Annotated in this window: 9 protein-coding genes; 5 read left to right on the top strand and 4 right to left on the bottom strand. The window is 33.3% G+C overall.

The window, feature by feature from the left end; translation table 11 throughout:
- The first annotated feature begins 2 nt into the window (after window positions 1–2).
- Both ACTYA4_RS06770 and ACTYA4_RS06765 read left to right on the top strand, forming a co-directional pair.
- Window positions 3–1,385 carry a cytochrome P450 gene (locus ACTYA4_RS06770; RefSeq protein ID WP_252204368.1) on the top strand — a complete coding sequence of 461 codons (1,383 nt, stop codon included), beginning with the start codon at window positions 3–5 and terminating at the stop codon, window positions 1,383–1,385.
- A gap of 375 nt (window positions 1,386–1,760) precedes the next feature.
- Window positions 1,761–2,126, top strand: a complete 366-nt coding sequence (locus ACTYA4_RS06765) for a cupin domain-containing protein (RefSeq protein ID WP_249598936.1) — start codon at window positions 1,761–1,763, stop codon at window positions 2,124–2,126.
- Window positions 2,127–2,343: 217 nt separating this feature from the next.
- Here the strand turns inward: ACTYA4_RS06765 and ACTYA4_RS06760 are convergent, their stop codons facing one another.
- Window positions 2,344–3,804, bottom strand: coding sequence for a glycoside hydrolase family 31 protein (locus ACTYA4_RS06760; RefSeq protein WP_443480538.1), 1,461 nt, complete (start codon window positions 3,802–3,804; stop codon window positions 2,344–2,346).
- 196 nt (window positions 3,805–4,000) lie between these two features.
- Entirely contained in the window at window positions 4,001–7,036 is a 3,036-nt protein-coding gene (locus ACTYA4_RS06755) for a TIM-barrel domain-containing protein (protein ID WP_443480537.1), read from the bottom strand.
- A 503-nt stretch (window positions 7,037–7,539) separates the two neighbouring features.
- On the opposite strand from ACTYA4_RS06755, the gene ACTYA4_RS06750 reads away from it, so the two are divergent.
- Together ACTYA4_RS06750 and ACTYA4_RS06745 are read left to right on the top strand one after the other, a co-directional pair.
- Complete coding sequence (locus tag ACTYA4_RS06750) at window positions 7,540–8,862, top strand: Ig-like domain-containing protein (RefSeq protein ID WP_443480536.1); 1,323 nt, start codon at window positions 7,540–7,542, stop codon at window positions 8,860–8,862.
- Window positions 8,863–9,356: 494 nt separating this feature from the next.
- On the top strand, window positions 9,357–11,459 hold the full coding sequence (locus ACTYA4_RS06745; RefSeq protein ID WP_443480535.1) for a glycoside hydrolase family 32 protein: 2,103 nt from the start codon (window positions 9,357–9,359) through the stop codon (window positions 11,457–11,459).
- Between the two features lie 113 nt (window positions 11,460–11,572).
- Here ACTYA4_RS06745 and ACTYA4_RS06740 read toward each other — a convergent pair whose 3' ends face one another.
- Window positions 11,573–12,925, bottom strand: a complete 1,353-nt coding sequence (locus tag ACTYA4_RS06740; RefSeq protein WP_443480534.1) for a glycoside hydrolase family 68 protein — start codon at window positions 12,923–12,925, stop codon at window positions 11,573–11,575.
- A 570-nt stretch (window positions 12,926–13,495) separates the two neighbouring features.
- Here ACTYA4_RS06740 and ACTYA4_RS06735 point away from each other — a divergent pair.
- The gene (locus ACTYA4_RS06735; protein ID WP_443480533.1) at window positions 13,496–15,412 is read left to right on the top strand and encodes a glycoside hydrolase family 68 protein; all 1,917 of its coding nucleotides are present in this window, start codon (window positions 13,496–13,498) and stop codon (window positions 15,410–15,412) included.
- A 482-nt stretch (window positions 15,413–15,894) separates the two neighbouring features.
- On the opposite strand, the gene ACTYA4_RS06730 is transcribed toward ACTYA4_RS06735, so the two are convergent.
- On the bottom strand, window positions 15,895–17,652 hold the full coding sequence (locus tag ACTYA4_RS06730) for a glycoside hydrolase family 68 protein (RefSeq protein WP_443480532.1): 1,758 nt from the start codon (window positions 17,650–17,652) through the stop codon (window positions 15,895–15,897).
- Window positions 17,653–17,891 lie beyond the last annotated feature (239 nt).

The following is a 17,891-nucleotide window of genomic DNA, read 5'->3' as shown; positions in this document are numbered from 1 at the left end:
AAATGGAGATGAGAAAAATGGGGAAAACAGTCCCTGGACCTAAAGAGATCCCTTTTATCGGTAATCTGCTGGAAGTAGGTTCAAAGCCGCATGAATTTTTTAAAACTTGTGTAGAAAAGTATGGTCCGGTTGTTCGCGTACGGTTGGAAAAAGACCGCGATACGTATCTGTTAAGTCGTCCACAGGATATTCAGTATGTCCTTAAAAATTCACAGAAGTTATTTGCAAAAGGGTATCACCGGGATCGGATTCTTAGTATGGTGCTAGGCAATGGTCTGGTCACGAGCGAAGGAGATTTCTGGCTCAGACAACGGAGATTATCGCAGCCAGCGTTTCATAAACATCGTATTGAGAAATATGCGGACACTATGACTCACTATGCTAGCCGAATGCTTCGTAACTGGGAAAATGGCCAAATGCTTGATCTTCATAAAGAGATGATGCAATGTACCATGGAAATTGTTGCTAAAACACTTTTTGATATAGATCTGCAAGAAGCCGAGCATCAGGGGTCAAATCAAGTTGGTAAAGCGCTTGATCAAGTTTTTCACGAATATGTTAATCAGTATACAAGCATTACTCGTATGTTGCTTGAAATGCTCCCTTTTTCTCTGCCTACTCCTGGAAATAAACGACTGAAGGAAGGTATTCGCCAATTGGATCAGGTAATCTATGAGATCATTGAGCACCGAAAAAAAGAGAATCGGGATCGGGGTGATCTTCTTTCTATGCTGATTGCAGCACAAGATGATGATGGAAAAGGGATGACTTCTACACAATTAAGGGATGAAGTGATGACGTTATTTCTTGCTGGTCATGAAACAACGGCTAATGTTTTATCGTGGACTATCTATCTACTTGCTCAACATGCAGATGCGGAAGAAAAGTTAGTTACAGAGTTAAAAAATGTGCTACAAGGAAGACTTCCTTCTTTATCCGATATTCCACATCTCCCCTATACGCAAGCAATCATCAATGAATCGATGCGTCTCTATCCGCCCGTTTGGTTTATTTCTCGTGAACCACTTGAGGATATATGGATCGATGAATATTGTTTACCAGCAGGATGTGAAGTTGCCGTTAGTCAGTGGGTGATGCATCGGCACCCGGATTATTTTTCAAAACCCGATTCTTTTGTTCCCGAACGTTGGTTCCGTGAATTTGAAAAAAGCTTACCTTCCTATGTCTATTTTCCGTTTGGCGCAGGGCCACGTGTCTGTATTGGAAATAATTTCGCGATCATGGAGGCCACTTTATTGCTCGCTTCGATTATGCAAATGATTCATATGGAACTCGATCATCAACATGATGTGGTTCCAGAACCTTCGATCACGCTACGACCAAAAAATGGGATTCGGGTACGTGTCGAAAAGAGAAACAACTAATAGTTTAACCTTACTACCCGGTTTCTTAGTTTCATGATCGAGCAAAACGGTGCAACTTTATTAAAACGGTATAACTTTATTTTAAACGGTACGACTTTATTTCAAATCCACAATGGAAACAAAGAAAGTAAATAAAGAGATAACAATATACCCCCAAAATCCTTTTTTGTCTTTTTAAAGTTCGGCTAATCCTGTCACCAACATAAGTGCCCCCAAGAACAACATAGAATATGGCATCAACTCAAAATTTTCAGTAATTAGCTGATAGGCTGATAAAGTAAGAACAATTATTTCCTAGGTTGGTTACTTTTGCTTTTTTTATTCACAATGCTTATAATGATAATTTAGAACGTTACTAGTTTGGGAGGGATAACAGTGATTGAAAAAGTAAATCTTATGTCTAAGTTTGAATTGATTCATGAGTATTATCAGCCCAAAAGTATTGCAAATGTAAATGATTCAGCGTTTAAAATAGTAAAATTGAAAGGTGATTTCATATGGCATCACCATGATAAATCTGATGAATTATTCTTGGTTATTAAAGGACAAATGAAAATAAAAGTAAAGGATCAAGATGATATACATTTGAATGAGGGCGAATTAGTTGTTATCCCTAAGGGTGTAGAACATATGCCGGTAGTTGAAGAAGAAGCTTATGTTGCTCTGATTGAACCTTATGAGTTGATTAATACAGGAAACGTACAAAGTGAACGTACTGTACACAATGTTGAAAAAATATAAAATGCTATCTGATTCCAACTTGTGTGGATTCTATGTCCCGTCAGTACTTAGTTTAAGATAAAGGATAGTTAAGCCTTATTTCAATTAGAAATAGGGCTCTTCATTTTTTATTTCTCAAACGGTGTTAATTGTACTTTTAACACCAAAATTTAACAACTACTTTATTTGTTTTTAAACGAATTTATTGTAAATGGGGTAGCGTCAGGAAAATGCGGATTTACAACGATTCATTCGAATTGTTTATTCTCCAAGCATTGTACGTTGCTTCATTTTCCAAATGGCCATAAATATTATGGAACTCTTTAGAAAGAACAGTATTATCGTTATCGTCTTTCCCATAAGCATCTAATGGAAGCGTAAAATAAGTTTCTGCAGCACCTAACAGCGAAGGTTCATTCATATCATTCCATATCCCATCAGCACCATCATTAAGAATAGGTCCTAAACTGGTTGCCCACCAGTTTCTCACGTCACTTTTTAAAAAGTTAGGAAAAGCCGAATCACCAGGCCAAACAGGGCCAATAAAATCACTTCCATCAGCATTTTTCACCCAATATCCTTTTGCTGTTCCTTCTTGATAAATCAAATAGTTTTCATCTTGTTTAACACCAGGATCATTAATTAAAACCGCATGAAAACCACCTAATGCTTTTAATTGTTGTAAGGCTTGTTTATATTGTTCATTCCATGTAAATATACGGTAACCGTTCATATAGTCAATATCAAAGTGCATCGTATCAAGTGGTATTTGCTTTTCGCGATAGGTTTTAGCTATATCAATGATCTCAGTTGGTGAGTATCCAAATTTGCTTTGATTTAATCCTAGAGACCATTCAGGTGGAAGATCCATCTTTCCAGTTAAGTCAGTGTATTGCTCAAGTACATGAGAAATCTCAGGTCCGTACATAAAATAATATGTTAGTGGTCCACCGTTGGCATAAAAATAGTAATAATTATCCGAATCACTTGCCATATTGTAGTAAGATCGGTATGTATTATCAAACAAAAGCCCATAAGCTTTTCCGTTTTTTAAACCGATAAAGAATGGAATGGAGGCATAAAGATATTTTGCCTCTGGTCCATATGCGTATGCATCTGTGTTCCACATACCCATGTTTTTTCCACGCTTATTAAGCGTTAAACCGGATTGTTCACCAAATCCGTAAAAATTTTCATTGCTGTCCGTTTTTTTGAAAACATATGGTTTACTATTTTCATAACCAGATGATGTACCATTTTTCATATAATCTTCATTAATAACATGCCCTTTTTTATCTAGAATTTTAATTCCAAATGGCTTTTCTTTAACAATGATATTAAGCTCACTAGTCTTAATCAAATATTGATTATTCATTTGTTTTGTAGTAAACGATGGTGTTTCCCAGTTTTTCTTTTGTATAGCAGGAGAATCCTGTTCTGTTTTATCTTTAGGAAGTATTGAGATTTTTACCATATCCTTGGATAAAAGATGTATGTTACCGTTATAATCACCTAAATCAAATGAAACACTATCATTTGTTTTATTTTTACTTTGAACAGAAAGTTTTTGTAGGTTGTTAGTATCTAATAACGTATCTGGATCAGGTTCAACTGCTAAAACAGTTTGAAATGTAGTTGAAAATAGAATGACTATAGTAACAAAAAAAATACTAATACCTTTTAGCCTAAAAATAGACATTTTTCCACCTCAAGAGTAATTATTTTAACGCAGGAAGAATATTCCGAAAATATCAGCTCCTAATAAGAAAAGCGCAGGCGTCGGAGCTAGACACTCATCTAAGTTGAAATTTTTATACTTTCTTATCTAATAAAAAGAAACCCCAAAGAAAGATCTTAAGCATCTTTTTTAGGGGTATAGAAAGGAAATTATTTAATTAATTAGATACTGTCACTACTTTTGTTACACTTGTTTTATTTTCTGAATCTGTTGCAAATACATAAATTTTCGTTCCAGTTTTTTGCTTAGGAATTTTCACTTTGAATTTTCCTTTAGAATCTACAGTACCTTTATATGATTTTTTGCCGATTTTAATGGTAATTTTCGCTTTTTTCTCTGCTGAACCAGTTACACTAGTGCTTGTTTTTTTCACTTTACTAACACTTGGCATATTTGGAGCGTAACGTGCTACAGTGATTGTTTGTGTAAGACTCTTGATTCCGTTTTTATCTTGGCTGTATACAGAGATTTTTTTACCTGTATTTTGAACAGGAATGTTGATTTTAAAAGAACCATCTGAACTTGCTTTCGTTTTATAGCTTTTACCTGAAATAGTTGCTGTAACAGTAGAACCACCTTCAGTTTTTCCTGATATTGATGTTGATTTATTATGGACACCGTTTGCTGTTAATGGGTTAGCATCGTTAATCGTTACTTTTGAAGCAGAAGTTGGAAAATGAACATATAAAGTTTGACTGCTGCTATCAAAATAGTACGAACGATTCGTTTTGTTCATATCATCCATTGTGTTGACTCTTGCATATTGACGAGTAGATTCAACTACTTCAGATGGTTCTTTTACATTATTTATTTTTAAAGTATACGCTTTGATTGTTGATTTGTATTTTGAAACTGCGCTGCTCTTAGTAAATTCAATTTTCTTGCCATTACGCTTCAAATTAAAGTTTGTTAAGTTATATTGGCCTTTTTTGTGATTTAGTGAATGTCCATCATCTTCATAAAAACTATAGCTTGCTTGATTATCAAGATACGTATCAAGCACTAAGTTCGTTAATGGCTTTTCTCCAGTATGTTGTTGGACATCACGAGTAGGAATAATTGAATTCTTTTTCACGAATAGCGGCAAATAGTCTAATGGTGCATCGACCGTAATCGTTTGTCCACCTTTGTATTCCTTTTTATCCCAATAATTCACCCATGTATTTCCTTCAGGTAAATAAACTTCACGCGTTGTTTGTCCTGGATTAACGATTGGAGCAAGCATCAATGAATCTCCGAACATATATTGATCACTGATATTATATGTTTTTGCATCTTTTTGATATTGATAAACAAGTGGCTGCTGTACAGGTTTTCCTGTTTTAGCTGCATCGTTAAATGCGTTATATATATAAGGAAGAAGTTGATAGCGCATTTCAATATACTTTTTACTGATTGCTTCTACTTCTGGGCCAAATGACCAAGGCTCTTGATGATATTGTGAATCACTCCACCCATCATAATGAATACGTGCGTAAGGCAAGAATGCCCCTACTTGAATCCAACGGGCAAATAGTTCTGGTGTCGCTTGACCACCAAATCCACCAATATCATTTCCAACAAATGGTGCACCGGATAAACCAAGATTCATATTTAATGGAAGAGACATTTGCAGATGTTCCCAAGTGCTTAGACTATCCCCTGTCCAAACTGCTGCATAACGCTGCGTCCCAGCAAACATGTCCCGTGTTAAAATAAAAGGTCTTTCATTTGAGTTAATCTTTTTCCAAGCATCATAGGTCGCCTCATTTTCTAAGTGACCAAAGATATTATGAAATTCTTCATGTGTAACTTTATTATTATTGTCATCTTCTCCGTATGCATCTAGCGGCAAGGTATGATTATATCCAGGACCATCAATAAATACTGCCGGTTCATTCATATCATTCCAAATGCCATCGAAGCCAGCATTAAGAAGTGTAGATCCAGTACTTTCTGCCCACCAGTTACGTACATCTTTCTTTAAAAAATTAGGGAAAGCAGAATTTCCTGCCCAAACAGGACCATGAAAGATATTACCGTCCGCTTGTTTAAACCAGTAGTCCTTAGCGGTTCCTTCTTTGTAAACGGAATAATTATCATCTTGTTTAACGCCAGGATCATTAATTACGACAGAGTGGAATCCACCCATTCCTTTTAATGTTTGTAGTGCTTGCTTAAATTTATCGTTGAAAGTAAATACTCTGTACCCATCCATATAATCAATATCAAAATGCAATGTATCAAGTGGAATTTGTTTCTCTCGATACGTACGTGCAACACTTGTAATAGAATGGTCTGTACTATCTTCTTCTGTTGCTTTATAACCCCAGCTGCTTTGGTGAAGCCCTAATGTCCATTCAGGCGGCAAATCAATTTTCCCAGTCAATTGGGTATATTGATCAAGAACATGTTGAATATCCGGTCCATACATGAAATAGTACGATAATGGCCCACCATTAGCATAAAAGTAGTAATAATTATCCGATTCACTTGCCATTTCGTAATAGGAACGATAAGTATTATCAAATAAGATACCATATGCCTTTCCGTTATTTAATCCAATAAAGAACGGAACTGCGGTATAAACATACTTTGTATTGCTATCATAACCATAGGCATCGGTATTCCACATACCTAGACTTTTACCGCGTTTGTTTAACTGCAGTCCAGCTTGTTCTCCGAAACCATAAAAATTTTCACTGCTGGATGTTTTTTTGAATACATATGGTTTTCCGTCTTCATAGCCAGAAGATACACCGTTTTTCATATAATCTTCATTAATGACACGACCTTTTTTATCAAGGACTTTAATCCCAAACAATTTTTTGTTGACAACTACACTAATTTCACTAGTTTTTAAAATATATTGGTCGTTCACTTCTTTTGTGATAAACGAAGGCGCTGACCATTTTGTTTGAGCAATGGCTGGCGAATTCTTCTCTTGTTGACCATTTGGAAGAATAGATACTTTGATCATATCTTTAGATAACAAATGGATATATCCTGTATATTCACCTAAATCAAATTTAGCACCGTCAGCTGTTTTTATTACTTTATTAACGGATAGTTTTTGCAATTGGTTTTTATTTAAAGGCGTATCGGCCTCAGGTTGAGTTGCAGCAAATGCAGAAGAAATAGCTGTTGAAAAAAACATGACAAAAGCAATTGCTAAAATACTAATAACTTTAAATCTTTGCTTATATATAGACATATTACACCTCAATCAAGTTTTGAAAACTAATTTATTCCATTTGAACAATGGTAAATATTCGGATGTTTCACCTCCTTTATAATGTAAGCGCTTTCTAATGATCGCATTTTCCAAAAGAATACGTAGATTAATAGAATAAAAACATAAATAATCATTACGCATTTATGTCAAAATAGTGAAGTTCACTTATAAATTTGCATATATTTAACATTTTAAAAGTTTGGGCAAAATATGTCTACCGTATTTTTTTTATATAAAACCTTAAAAAAATACGGTTGATTAGTCGACTTTCTATTCGTTATCATAAATAGAAGGATTGAAAATAATTCCTATTTTCGCTAAAAAAAACATTTCCAAAGCTAACTTTCTATTATTCACTAACAAAACATTAGCAATTTTCTAAAAAATTATAAATATATCATTAAAATGATAATAGAGTTTATTTAGAGTTCTATTTGAAAGGTTATTTTAATGGTAATGAATACCAGGGAGGAACAAATGTTTTGAAGAAGTTATTATCAATTGCAATATGTTCACTTATTGCTATAAGTTTATTTAATGGTGCAAATCAAGCATTCGCAGAACCATTAACTACTGATAAGGATGTGACAGCACCTGCGCCACCACAAGTCAATAAAACGACTAATAAGTCAACTGAAGTTACAGGACAGACTGAGGCTGGTTCTACTATCGTTATAAAAAATGACCAAAACGAACAATTAGGTACAGATACAGCAAAAAATACAGGTGAATTTTCAGTAGCTATTCCAAAGCTTAAACCAGGTACAAAAATTATCGTTACAGCAACAGATTCAGCTAACAATACGAGTTATCCAACAATAAGCTACATTTTTCCTACTACATTGAATTTCAATACAATAACGGATCAAACGACAATAATGCAAGGAACAACAACTCCTAATACGTTTGTGATAGTAAGCAGTGATGACAATCAATGGATAGGAAGATCAAAAGATGATGGTTCTTATATCGTAACATTACCTCTTTTTAAAGCAGATACAAAACTCAATATCTCGTCTCTAGATATTGATAGTGGATTAAGAAGTGATGTTATATCAGTTACGGTACAAGATGTGACACCTCCAGAAATGCCAAAGGTAGACGCAGTAACAGATCATTCAAAAGTAATAAAAGGTAAAACAGAACCTGGGGCACAGGTTTATCTCGTAACTGCAGATGACTTTTTTAGTGTAACTGCTGGGCACGATGGTAAGTTCAGTGTTGACATTCCTGTTCAAAAATTAGGTAGTTTTATTTATGTAAATGCAACGGATACAGTTGGCAATCAATCTGACAGCATTGAGGTAAAAGTTACAGAAGCAGTTCCAGTGAAAATAAACAGCGTAACAAATAAAGAAACATCTCTAACAGGAAAAACAGTCAAAGGTGCTACAGTAACTGTTTCTATCTCAGGTAAGAATTATACTGCTAAAGCGAATCCAAAAGATGGTTCATTTAGTGTTAAAATACCTGTACAAAACGCTGGTAAAAAAATCTCTGTATACGCTAAAGATAAAGCAAACATTAAAAGTCTTACTAAAACAACAACTGTAAAACGTACAGCTCCTAATATGCCAAGTGTTAATAAAGTAAAAAACACATCAACAAGTGTAAGTGGAGCAGCTGAGAAAAAAGCCAAAATTACCATTAAAATTGGTAAAAAGTCATATAAAGGTACTGTCGATTCGAAAGGGAAATTCAAAGTGAAGATTCCTAAGCAAAAAACTGGAACAAAAATTTATGTTTCAGCAGCAGATTCAAAAAACAAAACAAGTGTTGCCAAAACGGTGACTGTTGTTAAATAAATCTATTAATCAAATGCAAGTGATAATTATTTCAAGGGGCTGTTCAATAAGTCGATTTTTCGACTTTTGGAAGCCCCTTTTCATATTCGAGAATGTTGATATACCAACATTCTTAAATTTTGAATTTATCGGATTTGCTCTGTTCGGACAGCCTCTCTTAATTGCATAAAAAATGAGATTAACCCAGGTGAATAACTTTGTGGAGTCAGCTTTTATCTTTTCCTTCACTCTATTATTTATGCTTAAAAATAATTCTATTAGATTATTGACTTTATACACCTTCTTCTAATATAAATATATTGGAATTTCATACAAAAAACATTAACATAGTATTATAATAGTTACTTTGTATTTATGAATAAAAAACACCAAAAGTCTTTTCATTTTATCACACACTGGATTATGATAAAATGAGGTTTTAAGAATCAGGATGATAGGAATAATGTATCATTCCTATCATCCTGATTCTTTAAATACAATTATAAGGAGAAAAGATGACAAAAAAAAGAAAACTACTTACCACTATAATTACTTTTTGTATTTTTATTGCAGGGTTTTTCACTCTTTATTTTTACATAAAAGAAAAGCCAGCATCCAATGAACACCACGCAAATAACAAAACATCATCACCTGCTACCACCATGAATTCTGATGGATATTACGACGAACCATTTCGACCACAATTTCATTATTCACCTGAAGCTAATTGGATGAACGATCCAAATGGAATGGTTTATTATAAAGGAAAATATCATTTGTTCTATCAATATTATCCTTATGGTACTCAATGGGGGCCTATGCACTGGGGGCATGCTACAAGCAAAGATTTAGTTCACTGGGAGCATCTTCCGGTTGCTTTAGCACCTGATAGCAACGGTCAAATTTTTTCAGGCAGCATTGTGGTTGATTATGATAATACTAGTGGTTTTGGAGTTGAAAATAATCCACCACTAGTAGCAATCTATACACAAAATAACAATGGTCAACAAAACCAAAGCATCGCCTATAGTATAGATGAAGGAAACACCTGGACAAAGTATGAAGGTAATCCTATTATGAAAGATTTTCCTAAACCGGACTGGCGTGATCCAAAAGTATTCTGGCATGAAGAAACCAATTCATGGATTATGCCTTTGGCTGCAAAAGACCAGATTATGTTCTATACCTCACCCAACCTTAAAGATTGGGAGTTTGCTAGTGAGTTTAAGCCTCAAAATGCAACAGATCAAACATTATTCGAATGTCCTGAAATATTCCCATTGCCTGTAGATGGTAATAAAAACAATCAAAAATGGGTATTAGCAACGAGTCTAGGTGATGGGGCAATTGCAGGAGGATCTGGTATGGAATACTATATTGGATCATTTGATGGAAAAAAATTTACACCAGATACTCCAGATGCTTATTGGCTTGACTACGGTCCAGATTTTTATGCAGGGGTAACTTGGGAGAATGCGCCGAATAATGATGAATACCGTACAATGATTGCCTGGATGAGTAATTGGAAATATGCAAACAACACGCCAACTTCTACTTGGCGCAGTGCAAATACCATTCCAAGAAAGCTAGAACTAAAAACGGTAGATAACGGTGAAATTAAATTAATCCAAACTCCAGTTAGCCAATTAGAAAATTTACGTCATAACAGCAAATCTTATAAACAGCAAACAATTAGCGAAAATAATAATTTACTTTCTAATATTAGCAGTGATACGCTTGAATTAGTAGCTGATTTTAAGGTGGATAACACAACTTCTGCGAGCACTTTTGGATTCAAGGTTAGAAAAGGAAATAGCCAATTTACAACGATAGGCTATGACAAGAACAAGAAAACCATTTATGTTGATCGCACGAATTCTGGAGACTCCGGATTTTATGACCAATTTGCAAAATTACATGAAGCACCTCTAGCAACTACCAACGGTCATATTAAAATGCATATCTTTATTGATCGATCATCTGTTGAATTATTTGCAAATGACGGACAAGTTACCATCACAGACCAAATATTTCCAGATCCTTCAAGCAATTCTATTGAGTTATTTGCAAATGATGGTGAAGTTACACTTGATTCCCTGCAAGTATATTCACTTAACGATATTTGGGGCAAAAGCCCGCTCCATTCAGATATTACCGATTGGCATAATATTAATGGTCTATGGGCCGATACATACGCTGGCAAACAAGGAAGCGATATGGAGGATGCCTTTACACTCGGTAAACAAATGAGCAAAGACTTTCACTATGAGGCTAATATTAAAATCGGCAACCAAGGAGCTGGTGGATTAGTTTTCCGCTCCGATGACAATGCAGATAATGCGTATATTGCCAATTTAGATTTAAATGGACAATTAGTAAAGTTATGGAAAAGAGAAAGCGGACAAGCTATCATTCTAGCTACCGTTCCGTATAAAATAGATCCGGAAACCATTTACCATATGAAAATTGAAGCACATGATAATCAAATAAAGTTGTCCATTAATAATGAATTGCTACTAACGGAACAAGACGACTCCTTTACTGAAGGTAAATTAGGATTAAATGTATGGAATGGCACATCCTCCTTCCAAAATGTAAAGCTTAAAAATATAGATTAATAGTAAGAAAGGGCATGCCAAGCAATTCTTTTGGCACGCCCTTTCTTCTTTATAAGCTATCAAAATAATGGTTATAGCTTTTATTTGTAATTGTGCACTCTTTACAATTCTATTTAACGAATAGCACCGTAAGGAAGGACACCAGTAATTTTTGATGTATCTTTATCTAAAGAAATATTCAAAGTAGGAGCAAAAGTACCTCCTAAAATTGTATTATCATTATTTTCATGATCTTTTACTTCATTAATAAAACTTAATACGGTCAAATTATCCATTACCAGCCATGAATATGTTTGAACATCATTATCTTTAGGATTTGCAATTACTAAACCATTTTTATTCAATGGTTTATAATTTTTTTGTAAAGACGAGCTCACAAACCCATACAAACCATCTGGTCCTTGTAACCTAGGTGCATATGTAAATGCATGGCTTATTGTAAATAAATAGTACTTACTATTTTTCACAACAATATGAGGTCGCTCTAGCTGTTGATTAACACCAGTTGCATCAAGCAATGGTGGTAAAAGTTTTAAATCTGTATAACTTTTACCCTTTAATTCCGCAATCCCTATATTTCCATTATACTTTTCCGCACCTTCTGGAACAGGGTTGTTTTTTCGATACTCCCAATTACCAATATTCTGTTTCTGAACTACTGGATTATCTCCTCCTGTATTCCCTTCAAAGATAATGTATTTCTTCCCTGTTTTCGGATCTTTAAAGAAAGATGGATCGCGGAAAGAATAAACAATTGGGGCATTTAATGCTAGGGATTGTTCTTTCGTTTGATAATACTTTCCATCTGGCTGTAATATAACTTTATGTTTCGACCAATTAGATAACTTTAAGCTCTTTTTCTTCTTATCTTCTTTTATATCAAAACTTGTTTCTACAATCCTCTGCTCTAAATTGTAATAATTCTCAGGTCTAGGGTCATTCTTTGCACCTGATCGCCCAGTAGCCGTATAGTATAGATGAACCTTATTATCTTTCGTAATAATCGAAGATCCAGCCCATTGCATTTGACCTAGCGCATCTTCATTTTTATATGCTAATCCACCCATTTTCCAAGATACTCCATCCTTTGAATAAAAATAGCGAATAGCTGCCTCAAAGTGACGATCATTCCACCCGATAGATCTAGGTGCAGTAAGGGCAAAAATAACTTTATAACCATTTACTTTAGCAATTTTTCCTTCTTCAGTTGTAAGAGGCCAAGTATCCCAAATCCAAAGGTTGTTAACAGCTAAAGGAAAATACTTGTCTATCTCTGGAGAAGTATTTTTACTAGATAGTTTAAAGTTTTGTGCTTGTTGGCGAGTCCAATATGAAACTTTAGGTTCTTCATTAACAGTAGTAGTTTTAGCTTCAGCTACTTGTGGTAGATTAAAAGCAAATAATATACTAGCCAGCATTCCTCCTATAACTGTATATTTAATAGCTTTTAATAACTGTTTTTTCAAAAAATTTCCTCCGTTCATTATTCTATTATCCTAGTAAAAAACCCTTTATTACACTAGTCGAAATGTATAGAATAGCTTTAATTGTTTACTTTTGTAAAATCCTTGTATATAGTATCATATTTTGTTATAATTTCCAACACTAAATTCCTATTACAATATACATGACCTTATTTCTTAATTTTATATGGTATAGTGAGTGGGAAAATTGATTTAAGTAGTTGTTTCGATACATATTTTCCCTTTACCATATTTTTTATTTTTATTAAAATAACGGAAATTTATTAGTAAAAAAGATTGACTAATAATATTTTTCGTGTAATCTTTTCCATAAGTATGATTATTTTTAGTAGAAGAATAAAATTAGGCTGCCACACACCTATCTCTTTTCCTTAAAATCAATAGGTTATTTAAAAATGGACAACAATTGCCCTCCATTTCTTATTCAGAGCCCTACTACTCTCACTTAAGAATTCTATTAAAAATATAAAATAATACTTATTTAAGTATTAAACTGAATCATTCCTTTTCCACCTACTATTTTAATTAATTTTTTATTAAGGAGATGTTTTAATGCCAAAACCAAGTAAACTTTTAGTAACACTAATTTTTGTTTTGGGCTTATTTCTTCTAACGCCTAAAACTCTAATACTAGCAAATGAAATAAAACGTTCTAATACTAATGCAAACTTTGCAACGAAAAATTTAATAACAGTATATACATCCCGAAATACAAACTTAAAAAGTGATCCAAGAATAAATTCAAAAACAATAAAGAAATTAAATAAACAAACTACTTTAAAGCTAGTATCTAATAAGTCAAGTAAAGGTTTTAAAGAAGTAGTCTATAATAATACGAAAGGTTATATAGAAAGCAAACATATAAGCGACTATAAAGTTGAAAAAGTTACTAAGAATCAGCCTATAAAATATAAATCAATTATTAAATATGACTCACAGATGCCAACAACCTATAAAGAGAACACACAAAAAGGTTCCAATGGAATAAAAGAAATTACATATGAAAATAAGTATAAAAATGGCAAAGAATTATATAAATTAAAATATATAAGTGAAAAGACGATAAGACAAAAAATTAACAAAATAACAGTCGTTGGTAAGAAACCGGTTCCTCTATATGTGAACAACTTGCAAAGTTATATAACAAGAGATCATGTTGCTAACTATAAATATAATACTGATAATATAGTGCCTTCACATAATGGTAGTGATTTAAAAAATTTCCCGAAGGATAATAACGGTGTTGCTTTACATGTATGGGATAGTTGGCCGTTAATGACTGAAGATGGAAAAGTTGCTTCAATCGGTAAATCTAAATGGAAAGTCATATTTGGTTTAACAACACCGTATAATGACCGAACTGGAGCTTCTAAAATTGCTTATTATTATACTAATTCTGATAGTGACTTTAGTACTTGGAAGTTTGGTGGGTATGTTATTCCAGAAGATAAAAGAATTATTGATTCAACTAAAGGAATTGGTTCTGGCAGTAGGGAATGGTCTGGTTCATCTATAATTGACCAAAAAGGTAATTTACATTTATTCTATACGGTTTCGGATAGAGGACAAGATATAGCTACTGCTATTATGCCTATAAAAGATACTGGAGACAAATTAGTTATTGCCCCTCCAACTTTTAATGAAATAATCATGTCCCCTGACGGATATTATTATCAAACTCAAGAACAAGCAAATGAAAGAGCATCGGAAACAAATGCACCACAAAATTTCACGTTTAGGGATCCTCACTTCTTTCAAGATCCAAAGACAAAGAAAAATTATTTGGTTTTCGAAGGTAATACAGGAAATGGAAATGATGATAGAGAAGGACTTGTGTTTAGAGATTATTATGGTGAACAAAAGTTATACGAAAAAGATTATAAACAATTATCTAACATGGAAAAAAACACAAACGGTGCTCTAGGGATTGTAGAATTAACAAATAAAGAATATACAAAAGTTAAATACATGGAGCCATTATTAACCTCTAATCTAATTACCGATGAAATTGAAAGAGCAAATATTATTTACAATAATGGACGATATTATCTTTTTACAACAACCCATGGAGCTAATATGTTCATTGGTACTGGAAGAGATGGCGATTTAATTAACGATACCTTGTTTAATAATGAATTTAAATCAAAAATGGATTTGTCTGGCCGTGAGTTTATGTTAGGATATACAGCTACATCTCTTTTCGGAGAATATGAACCTTTAAATGGAAATGGGCTTGTGTTGACTACCAAAGTTAACGACTCAATTAACTATTCTTATTCATGGCTTGTTTTACCAAACTTAAATGTAATTTCATATGCAAGATTTTCAGTACCAACTGATGACCCAAACAGCCCTCATTTGGCTACTGCTGCACCATCGCTCAAACTCCATATTAATGGAAAAAGAACTAAAGTAGATCCTAAATTACTAGACCAATCTCAACTTATTGATGATACTATAAAAAAATAAATTATTATAGACTATTAGGTGATCAATCAAGATTCACATAATAGTCTATTTTTTTACAAGGCTGTTTTCTAAAAGTTTGTTGTTTTTGAATAAAACAATAAACATGGTTGAAGCACTGAGCAGCCTGAATACACGTAGACTCCTGCGGGAAAAGCGAGAAAGACGAGACCCCACAGGAGCATAGCATTGATGCGGCTCGGCACTCGTCCGCGGAAAGCGAAGTGTATTTGTATTCAGGCTGCGGGGTAAATAACAACACTCTATACGCAAAGAGCCTTTTACAAAAAGTGCAAAAAAATAAGAAGCTATTGCTTCAAAATTAATTCTCCTTCATTAGAGTTAATAAATCTTCACTACATTAGTGAAATTTAATCATATATTTATAAATGAAAGAACCCTTTAGCACCTCCAAAATAAAATACATGGATGGATAAAAGGTCCTTTATGTTACATGATATACTTTTTACTCATCATACTTACGTCTATTCAACTACTTGTGCAGGCTTTAATTTAGTCTTCATCAATGTTACACTATCTTCGTTAAACTTTAACTTTAAAGAAGGTGCAGCATCTCTTTTTGCAACAATTTGATTATCAATTGTTGAATTATCAGCAAAACTTAATACAAGCCCATTTTTTTGTACTCCCCATGCATAAGTATAATTTAAATCTCCACCAGTACTAGTCCCAGCTAGTACTACACCATCATCATTTACTGGAGAATATGGACCAAATAAATTTTGAGATGTGAAGCCATGCAAAGAATCATAACTATGCATATTATTGTTAAAATCTTGATTAAGCCACCCGTGTGAAGTAGTAAATAAATAGTATCTTCCATTTTTATATACCATACTTGGTCTTTCTGTTTCATCAGTAACCAAATTAGATGCTAACAATGGTGGGAGTAATTTTGCTTTAGTAAAATCATCATTCAACTCCAAAATACCTATACTTGCGTTAGCAGATTCAGCATTATTTGGTAAAATATCATGCTTATGGTTTTCATAATAGAACTTATTTCCAAAATATTTCTGCTGTACTAATTCCCCAGCACTTTCTCCAGTATTCCCCTCAAAAATTAAATATTTTTTACCTGTTTTAGGATCCGAAAAGAAAAACGGATCACGAAAAGCATACTTTTGTGGGATTCCATGTGTGTTTTGGTAATCTAGAGATTGGTATACCGTTTCATATAGCTTGCCATCCGCTTTAGCCAAAAGAGTCTGCTTAGCTTTTCCATCGCTATTAAATTTCACACCACTGCCATTAACTTCAATATTCATTACAGTTGTTACAATATTTTGATCATATAAACCTGGATATACAAAACTTGATGATGTATAAAATAAATGTAGTTTATTATCAGAACCTACAATTGCACTTCCTGACCATTCTTGTTTAGTATGATCAAAAGTTTCTGGGGTTACAGTTCCGCCTTCTATCCAATTATCTTTTCCGTTTTTAGAATAAAAATAATAAATTCTAGCAGATTCACCAGGTCCGTCATTTCTTTCTCCTAGTACAAAATATACGTACCAGCCACCTACTTTTGCTACATCTCCACTTTCTGTAAGCAATGACCAGTTATCCCATAGTCTATATTTGCTAGATAAAGCTTTCCCATTACTAAAATCTGGCTTAGGAACTAACCTATTAGGGTTATTATAAGTAATCCTAGCAGCTTGCTCTCTTGTCCAATTAGTTGTTTGATCATAATTATAATTCACAATGTTTTGATTTTGATTCGGAACCTTCACCTTTGAATTACTAAGGTTTTTCGCAGCTATATAGCCTGTGATTCTTTTTTTATTTTTATCTGTATATGTTACTAAAAAATATGTATCTGATTGAGGACTAATTGTACTAACCTTTGTATTTACTGGTACATTTATATTTAACGGCTTATCATTCAACCTTGGATACAGTATCGTATTCTCTTTTGTATATTTCGTTACTTGAACAGGATTTTTTGATACTCTTGAAGCATATATATAGCCTTCTTGTCCCTTGTAACTAACTTTAAACATTTTTTTAGACTTATTAGTTGAACTTTGTAACTTAGTATTAATTGGAATAGATACCAATTTCTTTTTGCTACTTGTCGAATCACTATATAAAATAGAAGTTTGCTGTACATAGTAGGTATTTTTAGTACTAGCTTGAACATTCAAACTTAAACTATTTATTAGCACTAAAAATACCACTGACATTACTGTAAATATACTTATCCTTTTCAATATTTTACCTCCTGTATAGTTATAATTACCCTTAACATAATACTATATTAATAGTCAATTGTCTATTTGCTCTTCCATTAGTGGAATTATCATCTATTAAAAAGTAATATTATCCACTAATCATCGAACTAAATTCATATATTATAAATGTAGAATCCTTGTCTGAATGTGAAGAAAGAAAGGTATCCTTTCCAAATAATTTCGCCTTTAATTGTTTTAACATATGGATACTAAATAAA

The organism is Niallia yueguangensis (genome assembly GCF_052663115.1).
The sequence above is the reverse complement of the archived record's forward strand: the minus strand, read 5'-3'. Positions and strand labels throughout refer to the sequence as shown.

Excerpts from the sequence above, each read along its gene's own strand:
- ACTYA4_RS06770 (WP_252204368.1), top strand. The coding sequence starts at position 3 with ATGGAGATGAGAAAAATGGGGAAAACAGTCCCTGGACCTAAAGAGATC.
- ACTYA4_RS06760 (WP_443480538.1), bottom strand. The coding sequence starts at position 3,804 with ATGTCTATTTTTAGGCTAAAAGGTATTAGTATTTTTTTTGTTACTATA.
- ACTYA4_RS06755 (WP_443480537.1), bottom strand. The coding sequence starts at position 7,036 with ATGTCTATATATAAGCAAAGATTTAAAGTTATTAGTATTTTAGCAATT.
- ACTYA4_RS06745 (WP_443480535.1), top strand. The coding sequence starts at position 9,357 with ATGACAAAAAAAAGAAAACTACTTACCACTATAATTACTTTTTGTATT.
- ACTYA4_RS06735 (WP_443480533.1), top strand. The coding sequence starts at position 13,496 with ATGCCAAAACCAAGTAAACTTTTAGTAACACTAATTTTTGTTTTGGGC.